Raw genomic sequence first — 23,857 nt, 5'->3', positions numbered from 1 at the left:
CGGGCCACGGGCGTGCTCCATGGCCAAAGCCTGTCCATGCCGTGCCGCCCCCGGCGCCGGTGCATGCCGGCGCCGGGGGCGATCACGCGGCCCGGATGAATCAGCCGATCGCAGCCGAGGCCGACGTATCGAGGCTGGCGCCCGCCAGCGCCTTGACGCGGTCCTCATCGGCCGCGAGTTCCGCGGCCGAGCCCTCGTGTACGATCGCACCATCGCCCAGCACATAGGCGCGATCGGCGTCGCGTAGCGCCAACCACGCGTTCTGCTCGACCAGCAACACGGCGATGCCCTCGTCACGCATGGCCACCACCGTCTTCATGACCTCCTCCACGATCACGGGGGCGAGGCCCTGCGAGGGCTCATCCAGAATCAGGAAACGCGGATTGAGCAGCAGCGCGCGGGCGATCGCAAGCATTTCCTGTTCGCCGCCGGACAACTGTCCGCCCTTGCTGGTACGGCGCTCGGCCAGGCGGGGAAACAGTTCGTACACCGTATCCAGTGTCCAGCGGCCGCTCGTGGCCGCCGGCACCCGGAGGTTGTCGTGCACCGTGAGATGGCCGAATATCTTGCGACCTTCCGGCACATAGCCGACACCGAGCCTGGCGATGCGATGCGGCGGCCAGCCGGTCACATTCTTGCCGAACAGCTGGATGCGCCCCTTGCGCGGCGGCGTCAGGCCCATGAGCGAGCGCAGGGTCGTGGTCTTGCCGGCGCCGTTGCGCCCCAGCAGCGTCACGATCTCGCCCGCCTCCACCCGCAGCGATACGCCGTGCAGGATATGGCTCTTGCCGTAGTAGGTATGCAACTGATCGGCGTGCAGAATATCGCTCATTGCGCCGCCCCCAGATAAGCCGCCTGCACGTCGGCATTGGCCGAGATTTCGGCCGGCGTGCCTTCGGCCAGCAGATGTCCGTTATCCAGCACGGTGATGCGATCGGCCACGTTGAAGATGATGTTCATATCGTGTTCGATGAACAGCATGGTGATGCCGCGTTCGCGATGAAGATGACGAATGAGATCGGTCATACGGTCGGTTTCCTCGTCGCCCATGCCGGCGGTCGGCTCGTCGAGCAGCAGCAGCCGCGGCTCACGCGCCAGCGCAATGGCGATTTCCACCACGCGCTGGTCGCCGTGCGCCAGCTCGCCGGCCATCCGGTAGGCGAGATCTTCCAGATGCAGTGTTTGCATCAATTCGTCGATATGGGCACGGACCTGTCGCCGCCGGGCCGGTGACAGCCACGGGCGCAGATTCAGGCCATGCGCGGTTTCCACGGCAATTTCCAGATTCTCGTACACGCTCAAATCGAGAAAGATCTCGGTGATCTGGAACGTGCGGGTCATGCCGCGATGCACCAGTTTTTCCGGCGGCACGCCCTTGATCGACTGCCCGTCGAACACCACCTCGCCTTCGCTGGGCGGAAAGAAACCGCTGATCAGGTTGAACAATGTGGTCTTGCCGGCGCCGTTGGGGCCGATCACGGCACGTAGCTCGCCCTGCGGCACCTCGATCGAGATATTCGACAGGGCGGTCAGCGAGCCGAAGCGGCGGGTGACGTTCTGTAACGACAGCAGACTCATTTGTTGAAACGCCCCTGGAAGAAACCGAGCAGTCCCCAAGGGAAGAACAGCACGGAAAGCACGAAGATCGCACCGATGAACGACATCCAGTTCACCGTGATGCTGCTCAGATAATCCTGCACCACCACGTAGATCACCGAGCCGACGAGCGGCCCCCAGAAGGTCCGCATGCCGCCGAGCACGCAGATGATCACGAAGTCGCCCGACAGGATCCAGTTCATGTCCTCGGGCGAGGTGAAGTTGTTCAGCAGTGCATACAGCGCGCCCGCCAGCGCCGCGACGAAGCCCGAGATGGCGAAGGCGATCCAGATGTACACGCCGATCGGCAGACCGAGAAAACGCAGGCGCCTGGGGTTTTCCCGAATCGCCACGAACGTATGCCCCAGTGGCGAACGCAGCACCATCCAGACCACCAGACAACCGATGGCGAAGAAGAACAGGGTGAAGTAATAGAAGTTCGTCGGGTCGTGGATATTGAGCACCCAGTTCCCGAAATGGATGTTGGTGCGGGAGAAACCGGTCAGGCCATCCTCGCCGCCGGTCAGACTGTTCCAGCGCACCGCGATGAAATAGAACATCTGGCCGATGGCGATCGTGATCATCGCGAAATAGATGCCCTTTCGGCGCACCGTAAGCGGGCCGAACAGCGTGGCCGCCAGCCCGCCGGCGAGCACCCCGACCAGAATCGCCAGCGGCGTGCTGGGCGAGACGAACTTGAGCATCAGCCCCGTGCCGTAGGCGCCGAGCCCGAAATAGGCCGCATGCCCGAAGGACAAGCCGCCGGTGAAACCGAGCAACAGGTTGAGGCCGAGGGTGACCAGCGCGAAGATCAGCACGCGCGTGCCGAGCACCGTGTAGCCGCCGACCAGCGGCAACCAGAACGGCACGGTGAGCAACAGCGCCCAGATAACCAGCGCGGATACGAGCCGCGGCAGGTCGATTGCTGCCGTGGCAGCACGCGCCCCGTTCGCCGTCGGCGATTTCCCTGGGATCGTCGTGGCATTCATTCGAGCAGGCCCTCCTGGCCAAGCAATCCGCGCGGGCGCACGACGAGCACCACACCCATGATCACGTAAATCACCACGTCACTGGCGGCCGGGTAATAGGTCGTCACGATGCCGGCCGCCACACCAATGATGATGCCGCCGAGCAGGCTGCCGAGCAGACTGCCCACACCGCCGACGATGATGGCCACGAAACTCGGCATGATCAGCGAGGCCCCCATGGTCGGGGTCAGGCCGAGACGCCCGGCCGCGAGCACGCCGGCGAGTCCCGCGAACAGGATGCCGACGCCGAAGTTGATCGCGCGCAGCTGATAGATATTGATGCCCAGTGCGGAAACGGTTTCCAGATCGGCATTGCCGGCCCGAATGCGCACCCCGATCCGGGTATAGCGCAGCAGCGCGAACAGCGAGCCGATCGCCAGCAGCGCCAGCACCACCAGGAACACGCGATAGCCGGTGACGAAGAAATAGGTCTGGCTCAACGGATGGCTCAGCGCAGCCGGCACGTTGAACGGCAGGCCGTTCGCGCCCCAGAAGGTACGGATCAAGTCCTCCATGATCATCGCCAGACCGAAGGTCAGCAGCAGGCTGAACAACGGGTCGCGCGAATACAGCGGCCGGATCAGCACACGTTCGACGACCAGGCCCAGCAACCCCACGATGAAGGGCGACACGATCAACGCGCCCCAGAAGCCGATGACGGGCGACAGGCTGTAGGCGATATAGCCACCCAGCGCCAGGAACCCGCCATGAGAAAAATTGATGATCCCGTTCAGTCCCAGGATCAGGGACAGGCCCAAGGCCATCAGCGCATAGAAAATGCCGATGATCAGACCGTTGAAGATATTGAACAGCAGAAGTTCCATTCACCCACCTCGCGTAGCGGAAAAGCGCCCCCTGGCATGAGCGCGGGCCGGCGCGCTCGCTCCGGCCCGCGCCATTCCATTCCACTACGACGGATAAGTCATCTTGCAGCCCTTCTCCGCGACCGAGCGGGCGATCTTGCTGGAATCCACCACGTCGGCGACGTTGAACAGATCCGGATACTTGCCGTTCGACTTGATCGTGCCCGGATATTCGCTACCGATGAGCTGATGGTCACCGGCACGATACACGGCCTTGTTCGGCTGCAGGGCCACCTCCGGCGGCAGCTCCAGCCCCTCGAGCGCCCGGGCGACCTTGCGCGCATCCAGCGACTTGGCTTTTTCGGCGGCCAATGCCAGGGCGTGCGCGCTGGCGAAGCCGAACCAGCTGCGTGCGCTGGGCGTGTTGCCGTTGTTGGCCTTGCGATACGAATCCACGAAATCCGCCACATGGGGCACATTGGGTTGGTTCCAGTACCACTCCATGTTCCACATCCCGTAGCGCGCGGCATCGGGCAGCGACTGCAGCACCTCGAGTTCCATCATCGGCCCGCCCACGCCCATGCTCTTGTTCAGACCGAACTGGGTCGCCTGCTTGAGGGTGTTGATCATGTCGTCGCCCGCACCCAGTACGATGAGTACGTCCGGGTTGGCCGACTTCGCCTTGATCAGATACGACGAGAAGTCCGTCGTGCCCAGCGGCGCGAGCGCGTTGCCGGCTTCACTGCCGCCCGCCTTCTTCAGCTGGGTCAGGTAATCGGCGTGCAGGGCATGGCCGAAGGAATAGTCCGGCGTGATGAAATACCAGCGCTTGCCGTATTTATCGAAGATGGACTGAAAGTCCCCGGCGGTGAGCAGCCAGGTCGTGGAACAGGTACGGAACGTGTTCCAGCTGCACTTGTCGCCGGTGACCGAGTCGGCGTGCCCGCCGATATCCATGTAGATGGTGTTCATGTCGCGTGCCGCCTGCGACACCGCCAGCGCCACAGAAGACGACACCGCGCCCATCAGGAAGTGGACCTTGTCGCGGTTGACCAGCTTGCGGGCCTTCTGCACCGACTGGCCGACATTGGCCGCACTGTCCTCGACCAGCAGCTGCAGCGGCCGGCCCATCACGCCGCCCTTGGCGTTGATCTGGTCGACGGCCAGTCGTGCGCCGGCGATCTGGTTGCCGCCCAGCGCGGCATAGGTGCCGGTCTGCGGGTCGATCTGGCCGATCTTGATCGGGTTATCGCTTTTGGCAAACGCATTCATCGCTGGATACAACAGCGTTGAAGCGCCGACCGCGGCCCCCGTCTTGAGTAGTGTTCTACGGTTGATCTTGTAATCGTCGAAGTCGAATACGCTCATTTGGTCTGGCTCTCCTCGCTGGTGACGGTGCAAAAAAAACCCCGACCGCCGTGGCGATCAGGGTTTGGGCACTTGGGAATACGGATTGAAACGATGGCACATGGGCCGGTCATCGCATGGCTGTTTTGAACATGGGGACGATGAAGCAGTACGCGACGAGCGCCCGCGTGCGGACGCGGCAACGCGACCGCGCGCCTGCCGAGCACGACACCGTGCGGCGCCCGTACATTCGCCATCTGCTCCACGCTCCCCCCTTTTCGCCGCGCCGCCATGCCAGAGCGGACCGCGGCCGAACCTCATATTTTTCCCTGGAACTGATGAGTTACCAAGCCCTTGAAAAACTGTCAAGAAACGTGATCACTATCGGCACGCTCGCCGCTTCACGGGCGCGCGTCCGGCGCTCTTGCAGCTCGCTTTTCGGCGCCCGGAAGCCGTCAACGCATGGGCGCACGCCCCACATCGCGTCAGCGCCCCGCGGGCTCGCCCATTAGTCGCATGGCAAGGCGACTGGCCCTGCCGCGGGCTCGATTGCGCACGATTTAGATGGTGCATAATACATGCATCTCGACAGATTCCGCGGCCCTCGAGTCGGCGTGCGCGGTGGCCGGCCGATCGGCTCGCGAGGTTGCCTGATGGGCCGCGCGCTTTGCATTGACGGTGCCGGGCGCGACGCGACGCCCCGGGCCGCAGCCCACCCATCGGAAACCGACCGGCGGCCTCGTCGTCCCCCGAAACGCAAACCGCCGGCTCAAGGGCCGGCGGTTTGCGCAGGGTGCGAGACAAGGTACGCGACTAGTTTCCGCTACCCGCGCTGCTGCCCGAGTCGGCATTCGAGCTGTCGCTCGAGCCGGAAGTGTCACCCGAATTGCCGTTGCCACTCGAGCCGTTACCCTTGTTCTTCTGCACGCTGATCAGTTTCACGTCGAAGATCAGGGTTTCATTCGGGCCGATCTTCGAGCCGGCGCCACGCTCGCCGTAGGCCAGATCCGGCGGGATGAACAGTTTGTATTCACCGCCGGCGTGCATCAGCTGCAGGGCCTCGGTCCAGCCCGGGATCACGGCATTGACCGGGAAGGTCACCGGCTTGCCACGCTTTTTCGAACTGTCGAAGACGGTGCCGTCGATCAGCTTGCCGGTATAGTCCACGGTCACGCTGTCGTTGGCATCCGGCTGCGGCCCGTTACCCTTCTTGATCACCTTGTACTGCAGACCGTCCTTGAGCGTCTTCACGCCGGGCTTGGTCTTGTTCTGGGCCAGAAACTTCTGGCCTGCCTTGAGATTGGCCACGGCCTTCTGTTTCTGCTGTTTCTTCTGAGCGGCTTCCATGTCGGATACCACGCCCTGCATCACGGTATGCAGTTGCTTCTGGCTCAGCTTGGTCTTGCCGCCACTGACGACATCCCGCACGCCCTGGGTCAGTTGGTCGAGATCCACATCCATCGGCAGATCCTTGAGCGAATTGCCGATGTCCATGCCCAGCGCATAGCTGCGTTTTTCCTTCTTGTTGGCGAACTGCCCGGACGCGCCAGCCTTGGCCTTGGCATTGTCGGCCTGGCTCGTGCTCGATCCGGACTGGCTGTTATCGCCGCCGGACTGAGTGTTGTCCGAGCTCGACTGGTTGCCGCACGCCGTCAGCGCGAAAGCGCAGGCAAACAGTGCAATCGTTCGTTTCATGGCCTCTTTCCTATCCATTGTGGCAAGGCAAGCCTACGTGAAAGGCTTGGTCAGCTAAAGCATGTCAGCGCTGGCGGTGACCCAGGCGCAACCGCAACGCATTCAGGCGGATAAAGCCGGCCGCGTCCTTCTGGTCATAGGCGCCGCGGTCGTCCTCGAAGGTGGCGATGGCCTGGTCGAACAGGCTGTCCGATGCCGACGCCCGGCCGACCACGCTCACCGCGCCCTTGTACAGTTTCACGCGCACCACGCCGTTGACGTGGGTTTGCGACTGGTCGATCGCCGCCTGCAGCATCTCGCGCTCGGGCGAGAACCAGTAGCCGTTGTAGATCAGCTTGGCATAGCGCGGCATCAGCTCATCCTTGAGATGCGCCGCCTCGCGGTCCAGCGTGATCGACTCGATCGCACGGTGTGCCTTGAGCATGACCGTGCCGCCCGGTGTTTCGTAGCAACCGCGCGACTTCATGCCGACATAACGGTTCTCGACGATGTCGATCCGCCCGATGCCGTGCGCCCCGGCCAACTCGTTCAATTTCGCCAGCACCCGATAAGGCGTGAGCGGCTCGCCGTCGATGGCGACGATGTCACCGCGCTCGAAGGTCAGGTCGATCTCCTGCGGGGCGTCCGGCGCGTCTTCGGGCGCCACGCTCCATTCCCACATCGAATCCTCGGCCGGCGTCCACGGGTCTTCCAGCACGCCGCCTTCATAGGAGATATGCAGCGCGTTGGCGTCGGTGGAATACGGCGAACCGCCGTCGACCTTCTTGCGGATATCGATGCCGTGGGCCTCGGCATAGGCCAGCAACTTCTCGCGCGAATTCAGGTTCCACTCGCGCCAGGGCGCAATGACCTGGATGCCCGGCATCAGCGCATAGGCGGACAGCTCGAAGCGGACCTGGTCGTTGCCCTTGCCGGTCGCGCCGTGCGCAATGGCGTCGGCGCCGGTCGCCTGCGCGATCTCGACCAGACGCTTGGAGATCAGCGGGCGGGCGATCGACGTGCCGAGCAGGTACTCGCCTTCGTAGATCGCGTTGGCGCGGAACATCGGATAGACGAAATCGCGTACGAACTCCTCGCGCAGGTCGTCGATGAAGACTTCCTTCACGCCGAGCTTTTCGGCCTTGGGCCGGACTTCGTCGAGTTCTTCGCCCTGGCCGATGTCGGCGGTGAAGGTCACCACCTCGCAATCGTATTCATCCTGAAGCCACTTCAGGATAACCGAGGTATCGAGGCCGCCGGAGTAAGCCAGCACGACCTTGCGCACGTCACTGCTCATTGCTGCAATCCGCTGCCGTAGGAGTGTTTGAAGGCCGTTGAGTATACAGAATCGCGTCGCCACCGGTCCCGTCGAAGCAATGCAGCTGCTACCATGCCGCCATGATCGACTCCCATGATGAAGCCGCGACCACGCCGCGGATGGCCACTCGTTTTCGCGGTTTCCTGCCGGTGGTAATCGACGTGGAGACCGGCGGCTTCAATGCCGCGACCGATGCCCTGCTCGAAATCGCTGCCGTCACGGTAGGGTTCGAGGAGGACGGCCAGCTCGCCGTGCGCGAATCGGCGTCCTATCACGTGACCCCGTTCGAGGGCGCCAACATCGAGCAGGCCTCGCTCGAGGTCAACGGGATCGACCCGCACCACCCGTTGCGTCCGGCCATTCCCGAGCGCGACGCGCTCGGCCGCATCTTTCGCATGGTACGCGAAACCATGAAGACCGACGGCTGCAAACGCGCCGTGCTGGTCGGCCACAATGCGCATTTCGATCTCGGTTTTCTCAACGCCGCGATCGCGCGCAGCGGTATCAAACGCAGCCCGTTCCACCCGTTTTCCTGCTTCGATACCGCCACCCTGGCCGGTGTCGCCTTCGGCCAGACAGTCCTGCGCCGCGCCGCCACGGCGGCCGGCATGAGCTGGGACAACGAAGCGGCACACTCCGCGCGCTACGACACGGAACAGACCGCGCGCCTGTTTTGCACGATCGTGAATCGATTCCAGCCGATCTACGAAGCCGTGCCGCCCGAGCCCCAGCTTTGACCCCGCCGACAACGTGGGCGTTGTCGGCCTGCGGCGGCGCTGGCTAAACTGCGTTCGCGATACCGCGGGCAACCGGCCGTCCATGGCCGTTTGCCGCGCGACGTCGTACGATTCCGAACCGGCCACGATACGCGCCTATGTCCACGACCTCCTCCTTCGCCACGGATCACCCCCTGCTCGGCCGCATCGGCCTGGGCTTCAAGGCCCTGCGCTTCGGCGCCACGCTGCTGCTCGGCCTGGTGCTGTTGCCGGCGGTGCCGCTGCTGGGCCGGCGCAGCAAGTATCTGATCAACTGGTGGCTGGGCCGGATGCTCGGCGCACTACACGTGCGTCTGGATGTGGATGGCGACGTGCCGGCCGGGCCGATGCTGGTGGTGGCCAATCATTGTTCGTGGCTCGACATCCTGGTGCTCGGCCGCATCTTCAACACGGCCTTCGTGTCCAAGGCCGAAGTGGGCCGGTGGCCGGTGGTCGGCGCGTTCGCCCGTGCCGGCGGCACACTGTTCCTCGACCGCGGTCAGGGCAAGACGGGGGAAACCAGCGCATCGATTCGCGCGATGCTGGCATCCGGTCGCTCGGTGCTGTTCTTCCCGGAAGGCACGACCACCCCCGACCCCAACCCGCGACGGTTTCATGCCCGGCTGTTCGCGGCCGCCATCGAAGGCGGCTACAACGTGCTGCCGGTGAGCCTGCGCTACTGCGACGACACCACGCCCCCGGGCATGCATCATGCGCTGGCGCCGTGGGTGAACGAGGCCCCGCTGTGGCCGCATTTCCAGGATCTGTTCCGGCTGCGCGCGATCCGGGCCGAAGTACGGGTCTGCGCCCCGCTTGATCCCCGCGGCTACGATCGTCGCAGTCTCGCCGAGGCGGCCCGGATGGCGGTGGCGCATCGCCAGGCCGTCGCCGCGGCCCGCGACCGCCGGCACGGAAAATAATACGGCCCCGAGCGGGCCTCGGCCTGACGCGCCCGGCCCGTCAGGCCGAGGCCGGCAGGCGCGGCTTGAGTGCGCCGTCGGCCGCGAGCCCGCGAGCGGCGTAGTAGTCTGCGCCGTCGGTTCCGTCGTAGCGGCGTTCGTTGAGAAAACGACGAATCACCCCGGCCGATTCGTTGGCTCGCATCAGCAGAAACAGATGCCCGCCGCCACGCACGACATGCAGATACGACTTGGGTATCAGCCAATACAGGATGCGGCTGTTGACCAGCGGCACGATCGGATCGTCGTCGCCGCCCATGATGAGCGTCGGACAGTGCAGACGATGCAGGCGATGCGCACTGGTCCAGCCCAGCGAGGCCATCAACTGGTTGATGTAGCCGCGTGTGCTCGGGCCGCTGGCATAACGACCGCGACGGCTGATCAGTTCCGGCCGCCGGCGCACCAGCCCGCCGTAGAGGCCCGCCACCGCGGACGGCAGCGTTTCCGCGCGCTCGTAGCGCCGCGCCGCCGCCAGACGCTTGAACGTACTCGATCGCGTGGCGAGACTCGGCCAACCAATGGCGCTGGACGCAAGCACGAGCCGATTGACCTCGGCCGGATGATCCAGCGCAAACTGCTGGGCGAGCGAGCCGCCCCAGGACAGACCGACGACATCCAGCGGCTCGTCGTAGCCTAGACGCAACAGAAAGGTCGAGATCAGATCGGCGTACCAGCCCAGCCGCCGCGGCACGGCCAGGGCCGGCGAACGCCCCGCCCCCGGCATCTCGGGCACGATGATCTCGGCGTCATCCAGCGCGTCGACCAGCGGCAACAGCATATCGAGATTCGCGCCCATGGCATTGAGGACCAGCATGGGCCGGCCACGGCCGCGCCGAATGCCATAGCGCAGGCGCACGCCGTCGACATCAAGCCAGTCAACCTGGATCCGGGTGCGGCGCCGCAATACGCTGAGTTCGGGCGGCAGCCGCCGGCCGGGCCGCCGGATGGCGTGCAGCGAATGAATTCTGTTTCCTGACGGATCGGACATCGGCCTCATGCGACCTGTAGCGCCGCCCATGTGCTCGACAGTAGAGCCTGCCGGGCGTTGTGACAAGGCGCCGCCGGCCCCGGGCTGTCGCAAGGCGAGGCACGCGTCGCTCAGATCGCTTCACCCCCCGGCTGCACCGGGTGCGGCGTATCCAGGAATTCCTCGATCCGCCGGGCGGCTTCGTCCGGGCGTTCCAGCACCAGCCAGTGCCCGGCGCCCCGCATGATCGAAAGCCGCGAATCCGGGATCAACAGGCCGAGCAGACGGACATTGGGCAGCGGCACGACCTGATCATCGTCGCCCGCGAGTATGAACGTCGGCATGCGCAACCGATGCAACCAGGGCAAGCTCGAAAAACCCGCCGTGGCATAGATCCGGGCCGCGAATGCCCGTCGCGTGGGCGGGCAGGCCCGGCGCACGGCCGCGGCCACGGCCGCGCATTCATCGGCACGCCGGCCGCCGAACAGTGCACGCACGTCGCGCCCATCGGCCACGGCCCGCCCCGGGCCGCCGGGCCAGGCCAGACGCCACAGGCTGGCCGCGCGGCCGGGCAACATGAGCGGACCAATCGAAGTCGCCACCAGCACCAGGCGCCGGACCCGCGCGCCATGATCCCGCGCCAGGCGCTGCGCCAGCAGGCCACCCCAGCCTATGCCGAGCACGTCGACGACATCGTGTTCCAGCACATCGCACAAGCGGGCCGCCCGAGCCGCCAGACCGGCCATGCGCGCCATTCGCGGCGTGCCCGGCGTGCCGCCGATACCCGGCCCGTCGAAACGAATGGTGGCGCGCGACAGCGCATCGCAGAATGACTGCACAACGCGATAATCGGCAAGAAAATCGTTGCAGATCAGAAGCGGCGGCCCGCGGCCGGCCGTACGGGCGACGACCATCGCGTCGCCGCCAATATGAAAAGTGTCGATACGACACGTGTCAGCGTTGGCGCACATAACGGCCGGGCGCGCTCTCGATGGGCTCGAAGTCGTCATTGCCGAAAACCTCCGGAGCGGGCACCGTCGGACCGCCGTGCGCACGACACCAGTCGATCCAGTCGGGCCACCAGGACGTCCCGGCGGCACGCGCACCGCGGCGCCACTCGGCCGGCGCGAGTTCGTGATTGTCGTTGACCCAGAAGCCCCGGGCCGCATGCGCTGTTTTCGAGGCCGGCGGAGATACGATGGCCTGGGCATGGCCACCGGCGCCGAGCACGAACCGGCGGCGGCCGCGGAACATCTGCATCGAGCGGTAGCAGGCCTGCCACGGGGCGATATGGTCGGCGGCGCCGGCCACCACGAACACATCCTGCTCGATAGCCGAAAAATCGATCCGCTGTTTGCCGAGCCGCAGTCCGTCGGTGGTGCGCAGCTGATCGTCGCGATAGATGCCGAGCAGATCGGCGTGCAGACGCGCGGGCAGACGCGTGGTGTCGCTGTTCCAGTACAGGATGTCGGACGCTGGCGGTGTCTCGCCGAGCACGTAGTTATGCGTGACGAAGCGCCATACCAATGCATCCGGCCGTTGCCAGGCAAAGGCACGCGCCAGGGCCGCGCCCTCGACGACGCCGTCGCCGGTCACACGCGACAACGCGCGCGCAAGGGTCTCGTCTTGGCCCGCGGGCACATCGGCCAGACTGTGCGGCGATTCGAGCAGGGTCACGAACAGCGACAGGCAGGCGATCCGCTCGCCGTCTCCCGCGGCCGCCAAGCGTGCCGCCGCGGCCGCGGCCGTCAGCCCGCCGGCACAGGCCCCGGCCAGCTTGACCGGATACCGGCCGGTTACGCGCCAGACGATTTCGACGGCCTGCGTCGTGGCCTCGACGTAATCGGCCAAGCCCCAGCGGCGCTGTGCCGCCGTCGGGTTGCGCCACGAGACCACGAAAACCTGCTGCCCGCTGACCAGCGCGTGGCGCACCAGACTGTTCTCCGGGCTCAGGTCCAGCACGTAGTATTTGTTGATCTGCGGCCCGATCAGCAGGATCGCCGATGCATCGACCTGTCCCGTATGCGGCGTGTACTGGATCAACTCGCAGATCTCGTCACGATAGATCACGGCGCCCGGCGTGGCTGCGATGTCGGCGCCCAGGGTAAAGGCCTCCCGATCGACCTGGCGCGGCAGCCCGCGGTTGTCGCGCAGATCGCGCAGCAACTGATACAGCCCGGTCAGCGCCGAGCGGCCGCGCGTGGCAAGCAGGTTGTCGTAAAAGCCCGGATGGGTCAGACACAGATTGGCCGGCGACAGGGCGGCGATCAGGTGCTCGACCGCGAACGACAGCTGGCGGCGGCGGACTTCCGGCAACCCGGCCACGCCCACCAACTCGCGCAATGTCTGTGCCAGCACCAGATAAAGACGGGCCACGCGGCCGAATACGGGGCTGGCCCGCCAGGCCGGATGAGCAAAGCGCGGGTCATCCGCCGTGGGGCCCGGGCCGCCGCGCCCCAGCAGGGCCAGGGTCAATCGCACGCCAAACCGGGCTTCGATACGCAGGGCCGCGGCCGGGTGACAAGCCAGCACGCGCAGCAGTTCGGCCGCCGCAGCGCCGATATCCGGCCACCGGGCGTCCGCCGTTGCCAAAGCGCCCGGCCCTTCGCCGACGCTGGGCCGGCGGTCCACGCGCTCGACCGGATCCGATACCGCGGATGGGTGGTTCACGGCGCCTCCTGTTGTAGCGACGTCTGTCGACGACGATTGATGGTTACAATGGGCCCACGCGTTTTTCAAGCGAGTCGCACATGGGATGGGTGGGAGCCTTGGGCCGCCGGTTCGACGCCATCGTCTGGCAGCCCGAGCTCGAGCGTCTGCATGGGCCGCGCCGCTGGGCGCTCGTCGCCGTACGTATCCTGCTGACGCTGATCGAGGATTTCCGCAACGGCGAGATCACCATGCGCGCCATGGGGCTGGTCTATACCACGCTGGTGTCGCTGGTCCCGCTACTGGCGCTGGCGTTCTCCCTGCTCAAGGCCTTTGGTGTCGATAATGCCCTGCGGCCGGTGCTGCAGCGCTTCCTGTCGCCACTCGGCGCCGGCAGCGGCCAGATCATCGACAAGATCGTGGACTTCGTGCAGAACGTCCAGGTCGGCGTACTGGGCGCGATCGGCATGGTCACGCTGATCTATTCGGTCGTTTCGCTGATCCAGAAGGTCGAGGCCGGCTGCAACTATATCTGGCACGTGCGCAAGCCCCGCTCGATCGGCCGCCGGGTGACCGAATACATCAGTGTACTGGTCGCGGGGCCACTGGTGATTCTCGCCGCAGCCAGCATGACCGCCACCGTGAGTTCGAACAGCACCGTCGGCTGGCTGACATCGATCGAGCCGTTCGGCGCGGCGTTGTACCTGGCCGGGCGCATTCTGCCCTACGTGCTCTACGGCATCGGCTTCACGGTATTGTTCAAGTTCATACCGAATACCCGGGTCCGGCTGCTGCCGGCCCTCGGCGGCGGCATCTTCGCCGGCGTACTCTGGCAGACCGCCAGCCTCGGCTTCGCTTTGTTCGCCCGCAACGCCGGCAATGTCAATGCGATCTATTCGAGCTTCGCGATCCTGATCCTGTTGCTGATCTGGCTCTATGTATCCTGGATGATCCTGCTGCTGGGCTGCCGGGTGGCGTTCCTGCTCCAGCACAACGAACGGCTTACCCGGGGCGACTATCCGCCCCGGCTGGGGGCGGCCGAGCGCGAGCGCCTGGCCTTGCTGATCACGACCCTCGTGGCCGATCGCTTCATGCGGGGCGGCATGCCTTGGACGACATCGGCGCTGGCCCGTACGCTGCGCACCGCGCCCGATCATATCCAGGACATCGCCGACCAGCTCGTCACCGGCGGGCTTTTCATCGAAGCGGGCGAGCTCGGCACGACACTGCTGCCGCGCCGTGATATCGCCGAGGTCCGGTTGGCTCGGGTGCTGGAGATCGTGCGGGCGGGCGATCCCTCGGCACGCGCCCAGCCGCGCGACGCCAACGCAGCCCGGGCCATCGACACGCTCCTCGGAAAGATCGAACAGGCCGGACAATCCGTCTACCGCGATCGTTCGCTGCGCGACATGGCATTGCAGCTCCACGCCGAACGCGAAAGCGAAAGCGAAAGCGAAAGCGAAAGCGAAAGCGCAGATGGCACACTGGCGGACACCGCCTGAGCCACGCCAGCATGCGACGGCGCGAGGCCAGACATGACAACATCAATTTTCGCCGGTACGCGTCCACGACAACGATTTGTTCAGGGCCTGTTGCCGTTTCGTGCACGTGCCGCGTTGGAGACCGCAAATCGGCCGACACAAGACGCGCAACGCGGTATCGACGCCCTGATTGATTTCATGGGCGGCCCAAGCCGAAGGCACAAGCGCCCCATGTTTGACAACACGACCACAACCCAGCGTTACAGCTCGCTCGCGTAGACTTGCTACGCCGCAGTCGTGGCGCCGTCTTGCCGCAGAACAGCACTTGGCGCGGACGCGGACGAAATGGCAACAGGCCCTAGAGGAGAGACCGTGGACAAGACCTGGCTAGAGCAATACCCGGACGGGGTGCCCGCCGAAATTCAGCTCGACGTTAACCGCACGCTCGTCGATGTCATCGAGGACAGTTGTCGCGAATTCGGCGACGCGCCTGCCTTCTCGAACATGGACGTCGAGATGAGCTATCGCGAGATCGAGGCTCAATCCCGGCATTTCGCGGCCTATCTGCAGCACGATCTCGGGTTCGCCAAGGGCGACCGCGTCGCCATCATGATGCCGAACCTGCTGCAGTACCCGATCGTGCTGTTCGGCATTCTTCGGGCCGGCATGGTCGCGGTCAACGTCAACCCGCTGTACACGGCGCGCGAGCTCGAACACCAGCTGTCAGACGCCGGCGTCCGGGCCATCGTGATCGTGGAGAATTTCGCGGCCACACTCGAGAAAGTGGTCGACAAGGTGCCACTGGAAACGGTCATCACCACCCAGGTCGGGGACTGCCTGCCGACGATCAAGCGCACGCTGGTCAATTTCGTCGTCAAGCACGTCAAGCGCATGGTGCCGGCGTTCCAGCTGCCGGGCGCGATCACGCTCAACACGGCGTTGTCGGGCGGCGCCAAGCAATCGATGAAGCCGGTCGCGGTCGAGCCCAACGACATCGCCTTTCTGCAATACACCGGCGGGACCACCGGGCTGGCCAAGGGCGCGATCCTGACGCATCGCAACATGGTGGCCAATATCGAGCAGGCCCAGGCCTGGCTCGACCCCTGGACCGAAAAGGGCCGCGAGCTCATCATCACGCCGCTGCCGCTCTACCATGTGTTTGCGTTGACGGCCAACTGCCTGGTCTTTCTTCAGCAGGGCGGCAAGAACGTGCTGATCACCAACCCGCGCGATATTCCGGCGCTGGTCAAGGAATTCGACAAGCACAGGCCGACCGCATTCACCGGCGTGAATACCCTGTTCAATGCGCTGGTGAACAACGCCGACTTCGCCAAGCTCGATTTTTCGGCTCTGAAGATCACGCTCGGCGGCGGCGCGGCGGTCCAGAAGGCAGTGGCCGAGAAATGGCAGAAAATCACGGGCGTGGCGCTGATCGAGGCCTACGGCCTGACCGAAGCCTCGCCCGCGGTATCGATCAACCCGCTGAACCTGGAAAGCTACAACGGCTCGATCGGGCTGCCGATCCCCTCGACCGACATCTCCATCCGGAATGAAAACGGCGACGAAGTCGAGCCCGGCCAGCCCGGCGAACTCTGCGTCTACGGGCCCCAGGTGATGGCCGGCTACTGGAACAAGCCCGAGGAGAACGACAAGACCTTCTTTGCCGACGGCTACCTGCGTACGGGTGACATCGCCCAGTTCGACGACAAGGGATTCCTCTACATCGTCGATCGCAAGAAGGACATGATTCTCGTGTCCGGCTTCAACGTCTATCCCAACGAGATCGAGGATGTCGTCGCCTCGCATCCAAAAGTGTTGGAAGCCGCCTGCGTGGGCGTCGAGGACGAAAAATCCGGCGAAGTGGTCAAGGTGTTCGTGGTCAAGCGCGACGACAGCCTCACCGAGGACGAACTCATCGAGTTCTGCCGCCAGGAGTTGACCGGCTACAAGGTGCCCAAGCAGGTCGTGTTCCTCGACGAACTACCGAAATCCAACGTCGGCAAGATCCTGCGCAAGGAGCTCCGGGACTCATAAACCCTGACCGGACACGCGCTTCGATTCCGGCTTTTCGGGCAACTCGACCTATGGAGTCGTCAGCCCTTGAATCGATCCACAGATGACACAGATTGGCGGCAGACCTTTCATGACGTAGCGAGAACGTGGCGCCAATGGCTTTTCGAATCGTCGCAGCGTTCTTTGAAACCATCCGCAGATCGACGCAGATGCGGTTGAGCTTTCCCGATATAGCGGAATCGAGGCGCCCATGGCCGGCTGAGTAGCACGGGATTTTTACAGCATCATCCGCCTTCAGCGGCCATGAACAAAGCACGAGCGTTTCCTCGCCCCGGGTATTCGTCAGAGCACAACGACACAACCGCCATCTGTGTCATCCAGGAAAGCTGTGGATGAACGTCTTAAAGAACGAAGCCACCGGATCAGCCGGCGCCATCGCGCTTACGACCGGATGAGGTACAGGCAGGCCGAGAGCGTGGCCAGCGAGCCCAGCGTCGAATAGAGAATGGTGCCGGAAACCACCGACGCCTCCCGTTGATAGAACTCGGCCAGCATGTACGGGCCGGTCCCGGTCGGCAACGCCGCCAGCAACAGCGCCGCATTCGCCCACAGCGGCGGCAGATGAAAGACCCACACCGCCAGAACCCAGGTGATCGCCGGATGCACGATCAGCTTGAGGGCGCTTAGGGTGAATGCACCCCGCCCGCTGCTGGCCGGCCGGGCCGCCAGAAAGGCTCCGAGTGAGACCAGCGCGCACGGCGTGGTTGCGGCGCCCAGCAGATGCAGGAACTTGTCGGCCGGCTGTGGCAGTGCCAGGCCGCTGACGGCCCAGAGGCCGCCGATCACGGGCGCGACCACCAGCGGGTTCCTGGCCAGGGCGAGCACAACCTTGGCGATCGCATGATGCAGCGTCTTCTCCGCCTGCAGGCCGACCTCGACGCATACCACCGCGATTGCGAATAACACACAGACCACAATAAGTGTGGCGATCAGCGCGGGCACCAGTCCGTGCTTGCCAAGTACCAGCACGCACAAGGGAATGCCGATATAGCCGGTGTTGGCATAGGCCGCACTCAGGCCATCGATACTGGCATCCACGAGATGTCGCGGCGAACGCCAGCGCCAGGCCAGCGTCGCCACGAACATGCCCAGCGTGGCGAGCGTACAGACCGCAACAAAACGCGGATGCCAGATCTCGGCCCAGTCGGCAGTGGCGGTGGCCTGGAACAGCAGCGCCGGCAGACACAGCCAGACCACGAACTTGTTGAGCTCGGCGGCGGCCGTGGCACCCAGACGTGATGTGCGCCGACAGACATAGCCCGCCAGAATCAGGCCAAAGATCGGCAGAAGCACGTGAGTGACCGACGACACGAGCGCATCTCGTCCACGGGAATCAGGCCAGCAAGACTACGGCGACCGATCGATACCGTCTAATATCATTTACCCTTTGAATCCATGCCAATCTGGTATCGATCGTGGATTTCCGTCAACTGCGTTACTTCGTCGTGCTTGCCGAGACATTGCATTTCGGCCGGGCCGCCGAACGCCTGCATATTACACAGCCACCGCTGTCCCGACAGATCGCGGCCCTGGAGGCGAAGCTGTCGGTACCGCTTTTCACACGCCATTCGCGCCATGTCGAACTCACCCCGGCCGGGGCCGATTACTACCGGCATGCCGTACGCCTGCTCGCCGATGCCGAACGCGCGGGCGAGTCCGCACGCGCCACGGCGGCCGGGGCCACGGGTACCCTGAGACTCGGCTTTGCCATGTATGCCGCCTTCAGTCTGTTGCCGCGCCTGGTTCGGCGTTTCAGCGATGCCCATCCGCGCATTACGCTCAGCCTGGAAGAGATGCTCCCCCGTGACACCGAGCAGGCCCTGCTGGAACAGCGCATCGATGTGGGGCTCGGCATGCCGATGGGCCGCCCCGCCCCCCTCGATTACAAGCCGCTGGTCCACGAACCGTTATGCGCCGTGCTCCCGGCCGACCACGCGTTGGCCGGCGGGGCCACGGTCGACGTGCGTCGGCTGGCCGGCGAACCCTTCGTGACGCTGCCCCGCACGACCGCGCCCAGCCTGCACGAAGCCGTGCTGGCGTGCTGTTCAGCGCATGGTTTCGCCCCGCGCATCCGTCTGGAGACGCACCTGCAGCAGACCATCGTCAGCCTGGTCGCGGAGGGGCTCGGCGTTGCGCTGGTGCCCGCTTCGCTCGCACGCCTGCGTCTGGACGATGTGGTGTTCGCCGCGATCGAGCACTCGCCGTCGATCGAGCAGGGGCTGTACTGGCGGCACGATGACGACAATCCGGGCCTGGCGGCATTCATCGCAAGCGCGGCGACGCTGGCCGCCCGGCCGGTCTGATCAGCCGGGCGATGCGTCGCGGTCGGCGATGATCATATCGGCCGCTTTTTCCGCGATCGCCGTGGTCGGGGCATTGGTATTGCCGCCGACGATGGTCGGCATGATCGAGGCATCGACCACGCGCAGGGCGTCCAGCCCGTGCACGCGCAGGCGCGCATCGACCACGGCGTCCTCGCCCGTGCCCATCTTGCAGGTGCCGACCGGGTGGTAGATGGTCTCGGCACGGCGCCGGATATAGTCTTCGATGGCCGCCTCGTCCTGGATCTGCTCGCCGGGTTCGAGCTCGGTATCCCGGTGCCCGGCCAACGGCGGGCTGCGCATGATACGCCGCCCGATCTTCACGGCTTTGACCAGCTGCGCCAGATCGTGCGGATCGTCGAGATAATTCGGATCGATATAGGGATCGGCCCCGGGGTCGGCGCTGGCCAGCCCGATATGACCGCGCGACCCGGGCCGCAGGTCGCAGATGCGCAGCGTGTAGCCATGATAGCGAATCGTATTCCGCATCCGATGACCGTGATCCTGCTCGATGGTCGGGATGAAATGCAGTTGCAGATCGCCCAGCGTCGGATCGTCGCTGCTGCTGATGAAACCGCCGGACTCGGCCACGTTGCTGGTCAGCCAGCCACGCCCATGACGCAGATAGTCCCACAGCGCCACCGGCGCCTCGAGGAAGACGAACTTTGCGTCAAGACGCAGGCTGAGCGTGGTCTTCTCGCGGTCGATCACGCTGATGTCCAGATGATCCTGAAGATTGCGCCCGACACCCGGCAGTTCGTGGTGCAATTGGATGCCGTGCGGTTCGATCTGGTCGCGCGGGCCCACGCCCGACAGCAGTAGCAGTTGCGGCGAGTTGATCGCACCGCCGCACAGCAGCACCTCCCGCCGCGCCCCGAGCGTGCGCGGCCCGCCGAACCACCCCCGGCGATAGACCACGCCGGTGGCGCGCCGGCCTTCGAAGGTCACACGCGTGGCCCGTGCCCGGGTGATCACGGTCAGATTCTTGCGATGCGCGACCGGATGCAGGAAGGCATCGGCGTTGGAGCAGCGGCGGCCGTTGTCCTGGGCCACGTTGTACAGCCCCACGCCGACATCCGTGGCGCCGCCGAAGTCGTCATTGCGCGGATAGCCGCAGGCCCGGGCGGCGGCGATGAATTTCTCGTTGAGGGGATTGTTGTGCCGGCCGCGGCTGACGCGGTAACCGCCGGCATCGCCGTGGTATTCGTTCGCGCCGCCCTCGAAGCCCTCCGACTTGCGGAAGTAGGCCAGCATTTCGCGATAACCCCAGCCCTCGTTGCCGTCCGCGGCCCAGCGATCGTAGTCGGCGGCGTTGCCACGCGTATAGCACATGGCATTGACCGCGCTCGAACCGCCCAGCGTCTTGCCGCGCGGCCAGAACAGCCGCCGGTTGGCCAGCCGCGTCTGCGGCGCGGTGTAGTAGGCCCAGTTGAACATCTTCGACCACATCAGGCCGATGATGCCGATCGGAATATGGATGAGCGGGTTCCAGTCGCGCGGGCCGGCCTCCAGCACGGCAACGGATATGCGCTCGTCGGCCGAGAGCCGATTGGCGAGCACGCAGCCCGCGGAGCCGCCACCGACGATCACATAGTCGAAGACTTGTTCTCGATCGGTCATGGCAGCTCCCCGGGTTCAGATCATTGTTGGCCTATCATGTGTATCTGCAATCGTGCCATCGATCAATGTTTAGCTTCGGGCAGCGTGATGTTGAGCTCGAGCACTTCGAGGTCGCCCTCGCGCTCGATCTCCATCTGGACCGCGTCCTCGCCCACCTCGACGTACTTGCGCAGCACGGCCAGCAGATCCTGCTGCAGCTGCGGGAAATAGGCCGGCTGATCCCCGCGCCCGGTCCGCCGATGGGCGACCACGACTTGCAGGCGCTCCTTGGCCATCTTGGCCGAGCCCTTCTTCTCGTTAGAACGGAAAACGTCTAGCCAACCCATGGTTTATCTCCCCATCAGTCGGTCGAAGAAGCCTTTCTTGGCCTGGGTGAAACGCAGCGGCCGATCCTCACCGAGGAAACGCGCCACCATGTCCATGTACGCACCGCCGGCGTCGGCGTTGTCCTCCAGCACCACCGGCATACCCGAGTTGGAGGCATTGAGCACGGTCTCGGATTCCGGCACCACGCCCAGCAACGGTATGGCCAGGATATCGCCGACATCGTCCAGCGAGAGCATTTCGCCCTTGCCGACCCGGTCCGGCGCATAACGCGTCACCACCAGATGTTCGCGCACCGGCTCGCGGCCGTCTATCGAGCGCTTGGTCTTGGACGACAACATGCCAAGCACGCGGTCGGAATCGCGCACCGAGGACACTTCCGGATTGGTCACCACCAGCGCTTCGTCGGCGAAGTACATCGCCATCAGCGCGCCCTTCTCGATGCCGGCCGGCGAATCGCAGACGATGTAATCGAAATCCTCGGACAGCTTGTTCAGCGTGCGCTCGACGCCTTCCTCGTTGAGCGCGTCCTTGTCGCGGGTCTGGGACGCCGCCAGGATGCACAGGTTGTCGATCCGCTTGTCGCGGATCAATGCCTGCTTGAGGTTGGCTTCGCCATTGATGACGTTGACGAAATCGAACACCACGCGGCGCTCGCATCCCATGATGAGGTCGAGGTTGCGCAGGCCGACGTCGAAATCGATCACGACCGTCTTGTGCCCCCGCATGGCAAGGCCGGCGGCGAACGAGGCCGAGGTCGTGGTCTTGCCGACCCCGCCCTTGCCCGACGTGACTACGATGATCTTGGCCACTGATTACTCCTGAAGTTCGATCAGCAAATTGTCGTTGTCCAACCGGACCTGGACCGGTTTGGACCGCACCCCCTCGTCCATCGCGTCGGCGACCTTGTAGCAGCCGGCGATCGCGACCAGATCCGGTTCGAAGCGCTTGCAGTAGATGCGCGCCTCGGTGTCGCCCGACGCGCCGGCCAGCGCCCGCCCGCGCAGCGCGCCATAGACATGAATATGGCCGTCGGCCAACACTTCCGCGCCCTCCGACACCGAGGTCGCGATCACCAGGTCGCCGCCGCGGGCGTAGATCTGCTGGCCCGAGCGGATCGGCTTGGTGATCAGGCGCGTCGGGGTGCGCGGCGCCGCTTCGGGTTCGGGCGCCGCGGCCGCGTTGGTTCCGGATTGACGCGGCGCCGCCGGCACCTCGGACGCCTTGCTCTGACGCTCGGGCGCGCTGGCCGAGCGCGCCGGCGATGTGATCACGCCCAGCCCGGCCTCGCGGGCCGCTTCGGCCGCGGCCGGCGACGGATCGAGAACACCGACCAGCACCAGGTCCGCCGTGGTCATGATCTCGGCCACGCGCCCGAGGTCCGGCACCGCCTCGGGCAACGACAGCAGCACCGGCAGGCGCGTAAAAAACCCCGGCGCCCGGGCCAGCTGCTCGTCCACCAGAGCGGCGATGCGATCGCAGTCGGCCTCCCGGATCTCGAGGACGGAGAGCGTCATCATCCGTCCCTTGAAGACAACGCTGGAACCCGCGGTGGTCTTGGTTTGCGACATGCCCGAGTGGTGTTGGGTAAAACGACGAGTCTAGCACGCTGATCGACCCATACATCCTGCATTTTTTGCCGCGATCACGTAGACATAGCGCGTCTTTCCCGTTCCTGAACCGCCCTGTCCGGTAGCGCCCGACCCGGCGGTCGATGCCGGGGGGCCGGCACCATCGGTTCGGCCACGTACGGAGCGATTGACAGGCCCGGGCACTCACCAGGCACTGCTGCCTTTCGCTACAGCGCTTCGCATTCGTGGGAGGATGGGCGAAATTCCGGGCCTGATGGTTTTGCCCATGCACGACACCCGACTGTTGGACAGGGAACCGCGCCGCCTGCGCGGCGGCGCGCCAAATCCTGCCCGCCAGGGCGCAAGGCGGCGCCAGCCGCCGATGCCGCGCGGCTGACGACCGATGCGCCCCACCGACAGGCCCGATTCCGAGCCGCCCACACTCGCCGCCCACGGCGAATTTCTCGCGGCACTGGCACAACAGACCATGGCCGGCAGGCGCCAGGCCTACCGGCGCATCGGGCCCCAACGCGGTCCGGCGCTGGTGCTGCTGCACGGACTGATGGACAACTCGGCCGGCTTCGCACCGTTGCTGGCCGCACTCGAAGCAGAGCATGCGCTCGATCGCGACATCATCGCGCCCGACTGGCGTGGCCACGGCGAGAGCGAGGCCACGCCCGGCGCCTACTGGTTCCCGCATTACCTGGCCGATCTCGAGACGCTGCTGGATACCCTCGGCGTGACCGGGCCCGTGGTGCTGATCGGCCACAGTATGGGCGGCCAGGTCGCCAGCCTGTATGCCGGCGCCCGGCCCGAGCGTGTGGCCGGCCTGGTCGCGCTGGACAGTCTCAACGTCCCCGACAGCGATCCGAACAACAGCCCGGCGCGCTATCGCGACTGGCTGGACACCGTCACCGGTTGCGCATCGCAAGACCCGCGTGTCTACGCCAGCGTGGCGGACTTCGCGGCCCGGCTCGCGCGCCGCTACCCCGAGCTCGATGACGCGGCGCTGGACTATCTTGCCAGCGCCTGGCTGCGGCCAACCGGGGACGGACGTCAGTGCCTGGGTATCGATCCCGCGCACCACCGCCGCATGCCCTATGGTTTTCGCGCCGCCGAAGCCTGCGCGCTGTGGCGCGATGTGCAATGCCCGGTGCTCTGTCTCGACGGCGGGCGCTCTCAGGCCACGATGTTCGTCGACGCCGAAACACGTGCCGCCCGACGGGCCTGTTTTGCCGATATCGAACACCGCACGCTCGCCCACTGCGGCCATATGCTGCACGTGCAGGATGCCCCGGCCGTTGCCGAACGGCTGCATGCATTCCTGCGGCGAATCGATGCCCGAGCCTGAGTTGCACCACCGTCGGCGCC

21 protein-coding genes are annotated in these 23,857 nt (G+C 65.3%); 6 read left to right on the top strand and 15 right to left on the bottom strand.

Annotated elements, in window-relative coordinates; all coding sequences use genetic code 11:
- Positions 1-100: 100 nt before the first annotated feature.
- From ACS8Y6_RS07495 to ACS8Y6_RS07465, 7 genes are all read right to left on the bottom strand, one after another.
- Positions 101-832, bottom strand: coding sequence for an ABC transporter ATP-binding protein (locus ACS8Y6_RS07495; RefSeq protein WP_440850610.1), 732 nt, complete (start codon positions 830-832; stop codon positions 101-103).
- On the bottom strand, positions 829-1,578 hold the full coding sequence (locus ACS8Y6_RS07490) for an ABC transporter ATP-binding protein (RefSeq protein WP_440850611.1): 750 nt from the start codon (positions 1,576-1,578) through the stop codon (positions 829-831). The genes ACS8Y6_RS07495 and ACS8Y6_RS07490 overlap by 4 nt, the downstream gene beginning before the upstream one ends.
- Positions 1,575-2,585, bottom strand: coding sequence for a branched-chain amino acid ABC transporter permease (locus ACS8Y6_RS07485; RefSeq protein ID WP_440850612.1), 1,011 nt, complete (start codon positions 2,583-2,585; stop codon positions 1,575-1,577). Before ACS8Y6_RS07485 ends, ACS8Y6_RS07490 begins: the two co-directional genes overlap by 4 nt.
- Positions 2,582-3,448, bottom strand: a complete 867-nt coding sequence (locus ACS8Y6_RS07480) for a branched-chain amino acid ABC transporter permease (protein ID WP_109992271.1) — start codon at positions 3,446-3,448, stop codon at positions 2,582-2,584. Before ACS8Y6_RS07480 ends, ACS8Y6_RS07485 begins: the two co-directional genes overlap by 4 nt.
- Before the next feature lie 84 nt (positions 3,449-3,532).
- Entirely contained in the window at positions 3,533-4,795 is a 1,263-nt protein-coding gene (locus ACS8Y6_RS07475) for an ABC transporter substrate-binding protein (protein WP_440850613.1), read from the bottom strand.
- A gap of 792 nt (positions 4,796-5,587) precedes the next feature.
- Positions 5,588-6,469: an FKBP-type peptidyl-prolyl cis-trans isomerase gene (locus ACS8Y6_RS07470; RefSeq protein WP_440850614.1), complete on the bottom strand. Its 882-nt coding sequence runs from the start codon at positions 6,467-6,469 to the stop codon at positions 5,588-5,590.
- 64 nt (positions 6,470-6,533) lie between these two features.
- Entirely contained in the window at positions 6,534-7,745 is a 1,212-nt protein-coding gene (locus tag ACS8Y6_RS07465) for an argininosuccinate synthase (protein WP_440850615.1), read from the bottom strand.
- Between the two features lie 101 nt (positions 7,746-7,846).
- Here ACS8Y6_RS07465 and rnt point away from each other — a divergent pair, with 101 nt between their 5' ends.
- Together rnt and ACS8Y6_RS07455 are read left to right on the top strand one after the other, a co-directional pair.
- The gene (gene rnt / locus ACS8Y6_RS07460) at positions 7,847-8,503 is read left to right on the top strand and encodes a ribonuclease T (protein WP_440850616.1); all 657 of its coding nucleotides are present in this window, start codon (positions 7,847-7,849) and stop codon (positions 8,501-8,503) included.
- A gap of 137 nt (positions 8,504-8,640) precedes the next feature.
- The gene (locus ACS8Y6_RS07455) at positions 8,641-9,441 is read left to right on the top strand and encodes a lysophospholipid acyltransferase family protein (protein WP_440850617.1); all 801 of its coding nucleotides are present in this window, start codon (positions 8,641-8,643) and stop codon (positions 9,439-9,441) included.
- 40 nt (positions 9,442-9,481) lie between these two features.
- Here the strand turns inward: ACS8Y6_RS07455 and ACS8Y6_RS07450 are convergent, their stop codons facing one another.
- The 3 genes from ACS8Y6_RS07450 to ACS8Y6_RS07440 all read right to left on the bottom strand — a co-directional run bounded on the left by ACS8Y6_RS07450 (position 9,482) and on the right by ACS8Y6_RS07440 (position 13,117).
- Entirely contained in the window at positions 9,482-10,468 is a 987-nt protein-coding gene (locus ACS8Y6_RS07450) for an alpha/beta fold hydrolase (protein ID WP_440850618.1), read from the bottom strand.
- 110 nt (positions 10,469-10,578) lie between these two features.
- Positions 10,579-11,361 (bottom strand): alpha/beta fold hydrolase, encoded by a 783-nt coding sequence (locus ACS8Y6_RS07445; RefSeq protein ID WP_440855300.1) that lies wholly within the window; start codon positions 11,359-11,361, stop codon positions 10,579-10,581.
- Positions 11,362-11,401: 40 nt separating this feature from the next.
- Positions 11,402-13,117 (bottom strand): PHA/PHB synthase family protein, encoded by a 1,716-nt coding sequence (locus ACS8Y6_RS07440; RefSeq protein WP_440851129.1) that lies wholly within the window; start codon positions 13,115-13,117, stop codon positions 11,402-11,404.
- A gap of 80 nt (positions 13,118-13,197) precedes the next feature.
- On the opposite strand from ACS8Y6_RS07440, the gene ACS8Y6_RS07435 reads away from it, so the two are divergent.
- Together ACS8Y6_RS07435 and fadD are read left to right on the top strand one after the other, a co-directional pair.
- Positions 13,198-14,598: a YihY/virulence factor BrkB family protein gene (locus tag ACS8Y6_RS07435; protein ID WP_440855299.1), complete on the top strand. Its 1,401-nt coding sequence runs from the start codon at positions 13,198-13,200 to the stop codon at positions 14,596-14,598.
- A 351-nt stretch (positions 14,599-14,949) separates the two neighbouring features.
- Entirely contained in the window at positions 14,950-16,611 is a 1,662-nt protein-coding gene (gene fadD / locus ACS8Y6_RS07430) for a long-chain-fatty-acid--CoA ligase FadD (protein ID WP_440851131.1), read from the top strand.
- A gap of 420 nt (positions 16,612-17,031) precedes the next feature.
- On the opposite strand, the gene ACS8Y6_RS07425 is transcribed toward fadD, so the two are convergent.
- Positions 17,032-17,961, bottom strand: a complete 930-nt coding sequence (locus ACS8Y6_RS07425; protein ID WP_440855298.1) for an AEC family transporter — start codon at positions 17,959-17,961, stop codon at positions 17,032-17,034.
- Between the two features lie 104 nt (positions 17,962-18,065).
- On the opposite strand from ACS8Y6_RS07425, the gene ACS8Y6_RS07420 reads away from it, so the two are divergent.
- Positions 18,066-18,953, top strand: coding sequence for a LysR family transcriptional regulator (locus ACS8Y6_RS07420; protein WP_440851133.1), 888 nt, complete (start codon positions 18,066-18,068; stop codon positions 18,951-18,953).
- Here ACS8Y6_RS07420 and ACS8Y6_RS07415 read toward each other — a convergent pair whose 3' ends face one another.
- The 4 genes from ACS8Y6_RS07415 to minC all read right to left on the bottom strand — a co-directional run bounded on the left by ACS8Y6_RS07415 (position 18,954) and on the right by minC (position 22,486).
- Complete coding sequence (locus ACS8Y6_RS07415) at positions 18,954-20,591, bottom strand: GMC family oxidoreductase (protein WP_440855297.1); 1,638 nt, start codon at positions 20,589-20,591, stop codon at positions 18,954-18,956.
- A 62-nt stretch (positions 20,592-20,653) separates the two neighbouring features.
- Positions 20,654-20,917, bottom strand: coding sequence for a cell division topological specificity factor MinE (minE, locus tag ACS8Y6_RS07410; RefSeq protein ID WP_109992283.1), 264 nt, complete (start codon positions 20,915-20,917; stop codon positions 20,654-20,656).
- Between the two features lie 3 nt (positions 20,918-20,920).
- On the bottom strand, positions 20,921-21,727 hold the full coding sequence (gene minD / locus ACS8Y6_RS07405) for a septum site-determining protein MinD (protein ID WP_440851135.1): 807 nt from the start codon (positions 21,725-21,727) through the stop codon (positions 20,921-20,923).
- Between the two features lie 3 nt (positions 21,728-21,730).
- The gene (gene minC, locus ACS8Y6_RS07400; RefSeq protein ID WP_440851136.1) at positions 21,731-22,486 is read right to left on the bottom strand and encodes a septum site-determining protein MinC; all 756 of its coding nucleotides are present in this window, start codon (positions 22,484-22,486) and stop codon (positions 21,731-21,733) included.
- Positions 22,487-22,889: 403 nt separating this feature from the next.
- Here minC and ACS8Y6_RS07395 point away from each other — a divergent pair, with 403 nt between their 5' ends.
- A complete protein-coding gene (locus ACS8Y6_RS07395; protein ID WP_440855296.1) occupies positions 22,890-23,837 on the top strand; it encodes an alpha/beta fold hydrolase in 948 nt (315 codons plus the stop codon).
- The last annotated feature ends 20 nt before the right edge of the window (positions 23,838-23,857 follow it).

Origin of the sequence: Salinisphaera sp. RV14 (genome assembly GCF_052044135.1) — a bacterium.
GTDB lineage: Bacteria > Pseudomonadota > Gammaproteobacteria > Nevskiales > Salinisphaeraceae > Salinisphaera.
Note: the sequence above shows the minus strand (reverse complement) of the source record. Positions and strands in the feature narration are given on the sequence as shown.

Bases quoted from the DNA above. Each gene is read 5' to 3' on its own strand.
- ACS8Y6_RS07495 (WP_440850610.1), bottom strand. From the start codon at position 832: ATGAGCGATATTCTGCACGCCGATCAGTTGCATACCTACTACGGCAAG.
- ACS8Y6_RS07490 (WP_440850611.1), bottom strand. From the start codon at position 1,578: ATGAGTCTGCTGTCGTTACAGAACGTCACCCGCCGCTTCGGCTCGCTG.
- ACS8Y6_RS07485 (WP_440850612.1), bottom strand. From the start codon at position 2,585: ATGAATGCCACGACGATCCCAGGGAAATCGCCGACGGCGAACGGGGCG.
- ACS8Y6_RS07480 (WP_109992271.1), bottom strand. From the start codon at position 3,448: ATGGAACTTCTGCTGTTCAATATCTTCAACGGTCTGATCATCGGCATT.
- ACS8Y6_RS07475 (WP_440850613.1), bottom strand. From the start codon at position 4,795: ATGAGCGTATTCGACTTCGACGATTACAAGATCAACCGTAGAACACTA.
- ACS8Y6_RS07470 (WP_440850614.1), bottom strand. From the start codon at position 6,469: ATGAAACGAACGATTGCACTGTTTGCCTGCGCTTTCGCGCTGACGGCG.
- ACS8Y6_RS07465 (WP_440850615.1), bottom strand. From the start codon at position 7,745: ATGAGCAGTGACGTGCGCAAGGTCGTGCTGGCTTACTCCGGCGGCCTC.
- rnt (WP_440850616.1), top strand. From the start codon at position 7,847: ATGATCGACTCCCATGATGAAGCCGCGACCACGCCGCGGATGGCCACT.
- ACS8Y6_RS07455 (WP_440850617.1), top strand. From the start codon at position 8,641: ATGTCCACGACCTCCTCCTTCGCCACGGATCACCCCCTGCTCGGCCGC.
- ACS8Y6_RS07450 (WP_440850618.1), bottom strand. From the start codon at position 10,468: ATGTCCGATCCGTCAGGAAACAGAATTCATTCGCTGCACGCCATCCGG.
- ACS8Y6_RS07445 (WP_440855300.1), bottom strand. From the start codon at position 11,361: ATGGTCGTCGCCCGTACGGCCGGCCGCGGGCCGCCGCTTCTGATCTGC.
- ACS8Y6_RS07435 (WP_440855299.1), top strand. From the start codon at position 13,198: ATGGGATGGGTGGGAGCCTTGGGCCGCCGGTTCGACGCCATCGTCTGG.
- ACS8Y6_RS07415 (WP_440855297.1), bottom strand. From the start codon at position 20,591: ATGACCGATCGAGAACAAGTCTTCGACTATGTGATCGTCGGTGGCGGC.
- minE (WP_109992283.1), bottom strand. From the start codon at position 20,917: ATGGGTTGGCTAGACGTTTTCCGTTCTAACGAGAAGAAGGGCTCGGCC.
- minC (WP_440851136.1), bottom strand. From the start codon at position 22,486: ATGTCGCAAACCAAGACCACCGCGGGTTCCAGCGTTGTCTTCAAGGGA.
- ACS8Y6_RS07395 (WP_440855296.1), top strand. From the start codon at position 22,890: ATGCGCCCCACCGACAGGCCCGATTCCGAGCCGCCCACACTCGCCGCC.